Annotated in this window: 7 protein-coding genes; 4 read left to right on the forward strand and 3 right to left on the reverse strand. The window is 71.4% G+C overall.

Going from position 1 to position 10,358, the window contains the following annotated elements; genetic code table 11:
- Window positions 1–307 precede the first annotated feature (307 nt).
- Both AC07FV_RS15730 and AC07FV_RS15735 read left to right on the forward strand, forming a co-directional pair.
- Entirely contained in the window at window positions 308–1,321 is a 1,014-nt protein-coding gene (locus AC07FV_RS15730; protein WP_479087642.1) for a serine hydrolase, read from the forward strand.
- A gap of 306 nt (window positions 1,322–1,627) precedes the next feature.
- On the forward strand, window positions 1,628–3,784 hold the full coding sequence (locus AC07FV_RS15735) for a cellulose binding domain-containing protein (RefSeq protein WP_479087643.1): 2,157 nt from the start codon (window positions 1,628–1,630) through the stop codon (window positions 3,782–3,784).
- Window positions 3,785–4,407: 623 nt separating this feature from the next.
- Here AC07FV_RS15735 and AC07FV_RS15740 read toward each other — a convergent pair.
- The gene (locus AC07FV_RS15740) at window positions 4,408–6,237 is read right to left on the reverse strand and encodes an NHL domain-containing thioredoxin family protein (protein WP_479087645.1); all 1,830 of its coding nucleotides are present in this window, start codon (window positions 6,235–6,237) and stop codon (window positions 4,408–4,410) included.
- A gap of 254 nt (window positions 6,238–6,491) precedes the next feature.
- A complete protein-coding gene (locus AC07FV_RS15745) occupies window positions 6,492–7,250 on the reverse strand; it encodes a hypothetical protein (RefSeq protein WP_479087647.1) in 759 nt (252 codons plus the stop codon).
- A 514-nt stretch (window positions 7,251–7,764) separates the two neighbouring features.
- Between AC07FV_RS15745 and AC07FV_RS15750 the strand changes: the two genes are divergently transcribed.
- Complete coding sequence (locus AC07FV_RS15750; RefSeq protein ID WP_479087648.1) at window positions 7,765–8,562, forward strand: hypothetical protein; 798 nt, start codon at window positions 7,765–7,767, stop codon at window positions 8,560–8,562.
- Between the two features lie 150 nt (window positions 8,563–8,712).
- On the opposite strand, the gene AC07FV_RS15755 is transcribed toward AC07FV_RS15750, so the two are convergent.
- A complete protein-coding gene (locus AC07FV_RS15755; RefSeq protein WP_479087650.1) occupies window positions 8,713–9,309 on the reverse strand; it encodes a TIGR03086 family metal-binding protein in 597 nt (198 codons plus the stop codon).
- Window positions 9,310–9,507: 198 nt separating this feature from the next.
- On the opposite strand from AC07FV_RS15755, the gene AC07FV_RS15760 reads away from it, so the two are divergent.
- Window positions 9,508–10,296, forward strand: coding sequence for an AraC family transcriptional regulator (locus AC07FV_RS15760; RefSeq protein ID WP_479088030.1), 789 nt, complete (start codon window positions 9,508–9,510; stop codon window positions 10,294–10,296).
- The last annotated feature ends 62 nt before the right edge of the window (window positions 10,297–10,358 follow it).

Consider the following 10,358-nt stretch of genomic DNA (forward strand, 5'->3'; position numbering starts at 1 on the left):
GTGCAGCCCGGCGGCAGGGGCTCGGTCGCGCGGGGGCGTTTCGGGTCCGACGATGACCGACCTGACCGCCCTCCACGCCTAGAACCGCATCCAGCACCGTGCGCACAGGGCGCTCTCCGGGCGACGACGCCCGCCCTCACCGCGGCCGCACCACCCGAGCTTCACCCTTCCGCAGGTGAGGCTCGGGGCGACGAAGGGCCCCACCCGCGGACCGCGGCCACCACTGGCGTCATCCCCCGAGGATTCGCGGACTGCAAGCGCCCAGACACCTGCAATCTCGAACTTCGATTCGATTATGATCTCGTCCGTGGATGCGAACCCGCCTGCTCGGCGACGCGGCCGCTCCCGCCGGGAGCAACGACGTCGCCGCAGGGCCAGACGACGCCGCACGACGTGGGCCGTGGCATCAGCCGTGATCCTCATCGGCGTCACCGTCCATGCCCTCACCGGGAGCGACTCCGACGAGTCGTCCGCGTCCGCCCGGGCGAAGGCGCCGTCCCCGCCGACCGTTTCGGCCCGGGCGAAGGCGGGCGAGGCACCTGCGGACGCATCGGAACCGCTGCCGTCGCCCACCGCGACGCAGGAGGCGTTCGATCTCGGACCGGCTCTGGCGCCCGTGACCGCGCTCTTCGGCGACAACCGGATGTCCGTCGCGATGCTGGACGTCGAGAGCGGCGCCATGGCGACGTACGGACACGACACCTTCGACACCGCCAGCATCGTGAAGGTGAACATCCTGGCGACCTTGCTGCTCCAGGCCCAGGACCAGGGGCGGACCCTGAGCGCCGAGGAGCGCACCCAGTCCGCCGCCGTGATCCAGAAGAGCGACAACGACTCCACCAGTGCGCTGTGGACCCGGATAGGCAGTGCCTCCGGCCTCGACGCCGCCAACATCCGGCTCGGCCTGTCCCAGACACGGGGCGGTGGAGGGACCGTCTGGGGCATCACCCAGACCACAGCGGTGGATCAGATACGCCTGCTCCAGTCCGTGTTCGGCGACAAGTCGGCCCTGAGCGAGGCGTCGCGTGCCTACATCCAGGATCTGATGCGGCACGTCGTGGGAAGCCAGGCCTGGGGCGTCTCCGCAGCGGCCGACTCGGGCACGACCGCGCTGAAGAACGGGTGGCTCAAGCGGACGCAGACCGAGAAATGGGACGTCAACAGCATCGGTCGGATAGAGCATGAGGGCCGCGTCTATCTGATGGCGGTACTTCTCGACGGTTGCAGCACCCAGGAGGTCGGCATCAGCATCGTGGAGCAGGCGTCGCGTGCATCCGCGACGGCGTTCGCCCGGGAACTGAGCGAGAAGGCCACCGCCTGACGCCCCGACCCGGGCCCAACCGACCAACCGACCAACCGCCATACGTTCGCCGGTTGACACGGCCTTGTCCGGCATGGCCGGTCTCTTCGGGGAGACCTCGTCGAGGAGCCGAAGGACACCGCACAGGCCACCCAGGACACCACCCGGGAAATCGGGCCGCCGCCGTCCGCACCATTGACGCGGGCATGCCTCCCTCGCATCATCGCGGGAGCGCTCCCACTGCCGCACGCACGGAAGTCACCTCACCGACCACTCACACCGGGCGTCCTGCCGACCGACGTGGCGCTCGCCCGAGGAGGACACGTCATGCCGCTCGCACACCGCTCCGTCGACCGGTTGGGCCGGCCGCTCCGCAGAGCCGGAAGAACCACGGGCAGACGCCCGGCCGCCACCCTGGTCTGCGCCCTGGCCACGGTCGCCGCACTCGCCGCCACTCCCCCGGCGCCCGCTGCGACCGGCCGCGCCTCCACGGGCCCGGCCGCTACGGCGACGGCCGCCGACGAGGCGTCGGCCGTCGAGGTCACCGTCAACGCGAGCGTGGGACTCGGCACCATCGACAAGGCGGCATTCGGCGTCAACCACGCGCTCTGGGACTCGCACATGAACGACCCCGAGGTGACCGGCCTGCTGGACGAGGCGGGCGTCGGCGTGATGCGCTACCCGGGCGGCTCCTACGGCGACATCTACCACTGGGAGGACCACACCGCCCCCGGCGGTTACGTGGCGCCCGGCACCACCTTCGACGAGTTCATGGGCAGTGTCCGGGCCTCCGGCTCACAGCCGATGATCATCGCCAACTACGGCACCGGCACCCCGCAGGAAGCCGCGGACTGGGTCCGGTACGCCAACGTCACCCGCGGTTACGGAGCGAAGTACTGGGAGATCGGCAACGAGATCTACGGCAACGGCCACTACGGCGCCGGCTGGGAGGCGGACGACCACCCGGACAAGAGCCCGCGCGAGTACGCCCGCAATGTTCTCGCCTACGCCGAGGCGATGAAGGCGGTCGATCCGACGATCAAGATCGGCGCCGTGCTGACCACGCCGGGTGACTGGCCGGACGGCATCGTCGGCGAGGGGGACTCGGCCGACTGGAACCACACCGTGCTGTCCGCGGTCGCCGGGACGATCGACTTCGCCATCGTGCACTCCTACCCGGGCGGCGCCACCGCCGACGAGGCCCTGGACCGGACGGCCCGGCTGCCCGGACAGCTCCGCGAGGTCCGCCGGCAGATCGACCGGTACGCCGGAGAGCGCTCGTCGCGGATCGGCATCGCGCTCACCGAGGTCAACTCCAACGTCCAGATGAACAGCCGCCCCAACGGCCTGTTCGCCGCGGACACCTACATGACGGCGCTGGAGAACGGCGTCTTCAACGTCGACTGGTGGAACGTGCACAACGGGCCCACCAAGGTGGAGACGGTGGACGGCGAGACCGACTTCAACGACTTCGGCCTGCTCTCGAGCGGCGGCTGCGTCGACGACGTCTGCCAGCCTCCCGTGAACACGCCGTTCCACCCGTACTTCGGCATCAAGTCGCTGACCAAGCTGGGGCGTCCCGGTGACACGATGGTCGCCTCCTCCACCGACAGCGACCAGGTCTCCGCGCACGCCGTGCACCGGGCCGACGGCACGCTGAGCGTGATGCTGATCAACAAGGACCCGCTGAACTCCCGCACCGCGGACATCAGGTACGCCGGATACACGCCCACTGACCAGGCACCGGTCGTACACCGGTACGGCCGCGGCGACACCGACGTCACCCGGGTGACCGCGACCGCCGGCGGCGACCAGGTCCTGCCGCCGTACTCGATCACCACGATCACCGTCGCCCCGCACGCCGCCACGGCCTCGGTCGGTGCGCCGGGCGCACCGAGGACCACCGCCGTGGGCAGCTCGAGCACCACGGTGAACTGGACCGCACCCGCGAACGGCGAGGCGGTGCGTTACGAGGTCTACGAACGCCTGGGCACGAACGCCCAGTTGCTCGCGACCTCGACCTCCACCTCGGTGACGCTGCGCAACCTGCCGCCGGGTTCCGAGCACACGGTCAACGTCCTCGCCCGGGACGCCGACGGCCGCCTCTCGCGGCCCTCCGAGCCGCTGACCTTCGCCACCACTGCTCCGCGCGACAGCAGCTGCCTGGTCACCTACCGGGTGGACAGTGGCTGGAGCAGCGGATTCGTCGCGACCGTCACGGTCTCCAACGTCGGCGACGCCCCGATCAACGGCTGGACCCTGGACTTCACCTGGCCGTCCGGCGGCCAGTCCGTGCAGAGCGCCTGGAACGCCAACGTCACCGGCTCGGGCTCGCGCGTCCACGTGACCGACAACGGCGCCAACGCCGAGCTGGCCCCGCGCGGCGGCTCCACCGCCACCTTCGGCTTCGTCGGAGCCAATGACGGCGCCAACCCCACCCCGACGACGTTCACCCTCAACGGGACGGTCTGCCGGACCTCCTGACGTGCCGTCCGCGTTGACCGGGAGGGGCAGGAGCTCCGCTCGGTGCGTGGGCCGGGGACCGGCGGAGCGAGGCCGCGACGCTGTCCCCGGCACGGACGGAGCTGCTGTCCGCGATCGGGCTGCGGTGGGCATGAGTGCCGCCGGGCCGTGACCTACGCGCCCTGGGCGTTGGCCATCCCTCCCCGACTGGCGGGAGGGAACGGAGGCACCTGACGTTCAGGGTGCGGGGCACGACGACCGGTCCGGTGCAAGCGTGCCGGCGCCCCCTTGACCACGATGCCCGCCGGCCGGGACCGGAGAGCCGTGCCGACCACCTTGTCCACGTCGGTGCGGCAGCGGAACTTGAGTCTCCCCCAGGGAGAAGAACTCCTCGACCCGGAGGCGGAACGGGCGATGGCGCTGGAGGAGCTACCCGCTCAGCGCGTCCTGGCGCCTGTTCACCGAGGGCCATGGCCGTGCCACCGTGTACCTTCCCTCCGAAGCGCCACGGCCCACGGAGGTGCCGGGCACCCTGCACTCACACGCTCCCTGTCTCGCGCTGCGGGAAGGATGCCGTCCGCCCGCGTCGGCCACCCGTCGGCGGGTGCGTGGGCGAGGTGTCACAGCGACGCCACCTCGGCCCGTCAGGCGGAGTCGACGTCGGCCAGGACGAGCGCGAAACAATCACTCGCTCCCTCGACGAGACGGACACGGATCTCCCAGACCTCCTGGTGGACGTGGCAGGCCGGGTACGGGATGTCCGGGTCGTGGTCGCAGGACGCGGCCGTCGCGGAGACGTGCAGCACTCCGCCGGGCATCGACGGGTTCAGATCGAGTGAGCGGGAGAGACCGGTGCCCGCGCCCTCGTCCGCCCGCAGCAGCTCGGGTGGAGTGGCGGAGACCAGGAGCCGCGTCGCGGGCCCGTAGCGCAGGTCCAGCTCCTGACCGGCGGGTGCCCGGAAGGTCACCTCCAGGCGCAGAGTGCCCGGCGCCACCTCCGCCGTCACCGGCCGTACGCCACCGGCCCCCGCGCCCAGGACCTCCCGCGGCAGCCGAAGCCGGGTCAGCCGGTGCCGGGCCGACTCGACGACCAGGATGGCGTCGCCGACGACCACGGCGTCGCTGGGCTCGCGCAGATCGGTCGCCAGCGTGCTCACCTCACCGGTGGGCGGGTGACAGCGGCGGAGGGCGTGGTTGTAGGTGTCGGCGACGACCACCGAGCCGTCCGGCAGGGCCGTGACGCCCAGGGGATGCTGGAGCAGGGCCCGGGCGGCGGGGCCGTCGCGGTACCCGAAGTCGAAGAGTCCGGTGCCCACCGCCGTACGGACCGTGCCGTCGAGGTCCACCCAGCGCAGCGCGGACGTCTCGGCGTCCGCCACCCAGAGCCGGTCCTCCGTCGCGGACAGCCCGGACGGCTGCGCGAACCAGGCCTCGCGGCCGGGCCCGTCGACGAGCCCCTCGTCGCCGGTCCCGGCGGCGACGGTGACACTCCCGTCCCGCGGATCGTAGGTCCAGAGCTGGTGCACCCCGGCCATGGCGATCCACACCCGGCCGTTCCACAGGGCGACGTCCCAGGGTGAGTTGAGGCTGACGGCTCGTCCGGCCCCGCGGGTGGACTCGCCCGGCCGGCCCTGCCTGCCGGTCCCGGCCAGGGTGGTGACCTCGCCGGTGACGGGGTCGTAACGGCGCAGTGCGTGGTTGACGGTGTCGGCGACGACGACCGAGCCGTCGCCGAGCAGGGCGAGCCCCTGCGGCTCGCTGAACGAGGCACCCTCGGCCGGGCCGTCCGCGAAGCCCCGCCTCCCGCTGCCGACCCGCCGTACGAGGCTCTCCCCGTCCTCCGCGAACTCCACCAGTTGATGCCGGGTGGTGTCGCTGACCAGGAAGGTGCCGGAGGGCAGCTGCACCGCCTTACCCGGGAAGCGCAGGGTCGTCGGCTCCGGCTTCGGCGCCACGTACGGGGCGTCGGCGCGCCGCAGAGTGCCCTTGGCCGCATGCTGGACCTCCAGTTCCTCGACCAGCCGCCGGATGGCGGGTGCGTGGCCCTCGCCCGCGTACTGGGCGACGACGTAACCCTCGGGATCGATCACGGCGAGGGTGGGCCAGGCGCGTACGGCGTACTGCTGCCATGTGACCCGGTCCGGGTCGTCCAGGACGGGATGCTCGACGCCGTAGCGCTCGACGGCGTCCAGGACGGCCCGATGGTCGGCCTCGTGCGTGAACTTGGGCGAGTGCACTCCCACGATCACCACGGTGTCCCGGTGCCTCTCCTCCAGCTCGCGCAGTTCGTCCAGGGCGTGCAGGCAGTTGATGCAGCAGAACGTCCAGAAGTCGAGGATCAGTGTGCGACCTCGGAAGTCGGCGAGCTTCAGGTCCTTCCCGCCGGTATTGATCCAGCCGCCCTTGCCGAACAGCTCGGGGGCACGGACTCGGGCACGTCTGCGGGGTGCGGGCGCCGGCGCGGCATCGCTCATGGTTCAAGCTTGCCATTGGCCCCTGAGCACCGGGTCACGGCTTGTTCCGCACACAGGGCTGAACAGCCGCATCACCCGGTCCTGGGCCACAAAGGCAGCTGCCGGGAGGCACCTCGGCCGAACATCGTCGCTTCCCACCCTCTGATGCCCGACTGCGGCGAAGGCCGCGGACACCTTCGGCTTCGTGGGTCCGCGACCCGCGTCGCAGTCGTTACCGTCGGCTCTGTCGCCAACAGCTCACCGGCACTGCGACATCACTTCACCACGACGTTGTCCCCGGGCGATATCGACGAGCCGGTGGTGGTGTTGCCGTAGTACGCCCAGCGCCACATACCCGTCTTGGATGCCTTCACGGTCGTCTTGAGAATTCCCGAGCTGTTCGCGTAGACCTGCTTCACCGTGGTGTAGGAAGCTGCTCCGGCAGGCTTGAACTGCAGGCTCACCTGGCGGCCTGCGTAGAAGCCGTACTTCCGTGTCTCCCAGTTGGCCCGCGTGACCTTGCCGGTCACCGTGATGGTCCTGCCCTTGGATACCGGTTCGGGCGAGGCGTCGACGGTCAGGTGGGAGTTGCGCTTGACGTGGACCGTCAGCCCCTCGTCGTCGGTGTCGCCACCGCCGCCCTTGAAGAACACCTCGGCTCCGACCTTCCAGGCCCCGGCCTCGCTGTTGTGCATCTCCCACTCGCTGGGGTCGAAGTACATCGTCTCGTTGATGTCGCAGACACCCGAGCTCACCTTGATGCAGTCGCTCGTCTCGATGGCGTGCCACAGCCGCTCACCACCGCGGTACAGGAACACCGTCGGCCACTTCCACTGGTGCGTCGTAGCCATCCGGAAGGAGGCGGGCACCGCGACCTCGTTCGACACCCCGATCACGATCGGTTTGCCGCCGTTCACCTGGACACGGGTGAACGAGACCCCTCCCTCCGCCGCACCGGCCGGTACCGCGGCCACGGCCGTGAACGCCGCCGCCGCACCACCGGCCACCACGACTCGCCAGACCTTCTTTCCCACCTGGTCCCCAATCCCCTGAGCAAAGGCGCCGGAGGCTCGTTCCTCCGGCGCTACGCAGACAGCCGGGTTGCACAGGAAGTTGCACACCCACGCATAACGATGAGGCCTCGGACACCCTCCGACCTCGCGCGAGGGGGAGGCTCCGGCCCGGTGACCGGCGTCAGGAGCAGGGCTCGGCCCGCCCGCACCGGCCGCCGGGGCCGCGGGGAAGGGACAGCCGGCAGCATCCAGGGCGCCTCAGGTCACGCCCGCGCTACGCCTCCAGCGTGTGACGGTCTGCGCACGCCGGGCGTTTTCTGCCACAGAGTGGCCTTCGGCCATTTCGGGTTGAATATCTCTCCCTGGCCGATACGCGTGCCGTACGGTCGTCGTACCCCACACATCGCACCACCAAGTCGCCCTGCGGATCGAACCGCTGCGGGCGTGCCGAGCACCCGGGGGGTGTCGACGGGCATGCCGGGCTCCTGACCAGGGTTGCCACGTATCCCTCGACAGTGATTGGAGCTGATGAGTCATGGCGACGGCGATACCGGCCTGGCCCGGCCCCTGGACCAGCGAGATCAACGACATCGTGAAGGGCAACGGCGCCCTCGGTCCCGAGAACGGCATGGTCAAGAAGCTGTCCACCGAGCAGCAAGCCACCATCGCCCAGCGGGGCAGGCAACTGGTCGCCAGCCTGCTCGACCCCGGCGTCCTGGCTCCCGACGCGAAGCGCATCCTCGTCCGGCTGCATCTCGATCTGATCGACACCGCCGCCGCGGAGAAGCCCGCCATCCAGAAACTGATGGAGAACCCGGGCTACCGGCCGCCGAGCGCCCTGCACGGCACCTGCTACAACGCCGCCCTGGAACTCATCGTCGCCAAGGCCCTGTGGCAGACCGGACACACGGCGATCCTGCCCTGGCCCGTCGAGGGCACGGCCGCCAAGCCCGACTTCGTGGTCGACGGCCGCCACCCCTCACCGACCGGGCATGACGACAAGAGCTTCTACGCCGCCTGCACGGTGGTCGCCGACACCCTGAAGGTCGGCGGCTGCAAGACCGTGCAGGACCTGGTCACCGGACTCGTCAACGGGGTGACCAACAAGGTCGGCACGTACCAGGGCAAGAGCGTGGGCGTGGTCCTGGAGGCGGCCGACAACCCCTGCCTCTACGAGGGCGGCCGGCTGAAGCCCGGCGACGAGGACATCATCGATGCGTTCCAGGAACGCATCGAGGGACTGGACGCCGGCATCCGGCAACGGCTGCTCTTCGTCCACGTCGTCATGCCGGGCGGCGGAGTGGTGACCATGGACGAGGCGTCCTGGCGTTGAAGTCCGGCGAGAACGCCGAACGAGAGGAATCGTGGAAGGCCCTCCAGCAGGGAGGTCGGAGGGTCAGGCTCCAGACTGTTCGGGCGGATCACTCCCGCTCCGCCCGAGCGGTGTCCTCGGCCCCGTCCGTCCGGTGGCTGGTCCCCGTGCTCAAGGACTCCAGCGCGGGTTCCGGCCGGTCAGGGCGAGTACCCGATCCAGTTCCGTGGCGTGCCCGGGCGGGGGCACCTCGGGGCCGAAGACGCCGTACTCGCGGGCCTGCGGGGCCATCGCCGCCACCGCACCGACCAGTTCACCGACGACCGCCGGGTCCGCCTCGTAGGGCTGACCGGTGGCTGCGGCCAGGTCCCAGGCATGGACGGTCAGGTCGAGCAGCGCCATGTGGGCGACGGTCCGTGCGGGCATCCCCATCCGCCCGCTGGTGCCCTCCTCCGCGCCGGGTGCCGCCCACGCCTCCACCAGTGCTCCGGTCTCCCGGGCGAACGCGGCACGCCAGTCGGTGTCCGGGCGCACGGCGGACGGGGTGGTGGAGAAGTCGGCGTCCCTCTTGGCGGCGAGTTGCTGGAACTGGACGACGACGTGGTGCAAGTGGTCCAGCAGCGCGCGCACGTCGTAGTCGGCGCACGGGGTGGGCGCGGTCAGCGCGTCGTCCGCGATGCCCCGCACCACGGGTACGGCCCGGCGGGCGGCGGCGTCGAGGAGGACGGCGACGGGGGTGCGGCCGGTGGCGGGTGAAGTGGTGGTCATGCCTCCGACGCTAGGGGCGGGGCGGCGCGCCGGCTTGAAGAAACGCGACACCGCCCCGGGGCCCGGTCCTAAGATCGGCCCGTGAGTCCCGCAGCCGCCACCTCCCCGGACCGGCCCGGTGACGGCGCCGCCCGCACCCCCGCCCCCGGCGGCCCCGGTTCCTCCGGGGGTACGGCGCCTCGTGGTGACACCCGGGGGATCCTCGATCCGTCGGCCTTGCTGCGCCACACCTCCTTCCGGCGCCTGCCGCCGGCGCCCGCGCTCCGGCCGTACGTCGAGCACTACTGGCTGATCGACTGGGACCTGCCCTCCCCGTACGAGGCGCGGGTGCTGCCGCATCCGTCGGTCAACGCCGTCCTCCAGTGGCGGGGCGGGCGGTCCCGGGGCGAGGTGTCGGGGGTCGGGCTGCGGATGCACACCGAGCGGCTGGAAGGTGCGGGACGGGTGGCCGGGGTGCAGTTCCGGCCGGGCGGCTTCCGGCCGTTCGCGCCCGCACTGCCCGTCTCGGAATGGACCGGGCGCCGGCTTCCGGCGGAGGAGGTCACCGGCGCCGGCCCGGCGCTCGCCGAGGCGCTCGCCGCCCTCGGCGAGGAGGGCGACGACGCCCGCCGCGCGGCCACCGTCGACGCCTGGCTGCTCGCCCTGGAGCCGCGCCCCGACCCGCAGGCCGCCCTCGCCGTGGAGCTGGCCGACCTCGCCAGACGCGACCGCACGGTGCGCCGTACCGCCCGCCTCGCGGAGTTGAGCGGGCTCTCGGTCCGGGCACTCCAGCGGCTCTTCGCGGCGTACGTGGGGGTGAGTCCCAAATGGGTCATCCTCCGCTACCGGTTGCTCGACGCCCTGGAACGCGCCGCTGCGGACGGAGCAGCCGACTGGGCGGGGATCGCCGCGGAGCTGGGCTATGCCGACCAGGCCCACCTGGTCCGTGACTTCACCGCCACGGTGGGTGTCCCGCCGACCGCCTACGCGGCGCGGAGCGCGGCCTGAGGTGGTAGGGGGCGGTCGTAACGGACCTCACGCCGGACGCGTACACGCCCTGCGGGGACGGG

The organism is Streptomyces sp. NPDC045956 (assembly GCF_056430705.1).

Coding starts and splice junctions, on each gene's coding strand:
- AC07FV_RS15750 (WP_479087648.1), top strand. CDS start 7,765: ATGGCGACGGCGATACCGGCCTGGCCCGGCCCCTGGACCAGCGAGATC.
- AC07FV_RS15735 (WP_479087643.1), top strand. CDS start 1,628: ATGCCGCTCGCACACCGCTCCGTCGACCGGTTGGGCCGGCCGCTCCGC.
- AC07FV_RS15740 (WP_479087645.1), bottom strand. CDS start 6,237: ATGAGCGATGCCGCGCCGGCGCCCGCACCCCGCAGACGTGCCCGAGTC.
- AC07FV_RS15755 (WP_479087650.1), bottom strand. CDS start 9,309: ATGACCACCACTTCACCCGCCACCGGCCGCACCCCCGTCGCCGTCCTC.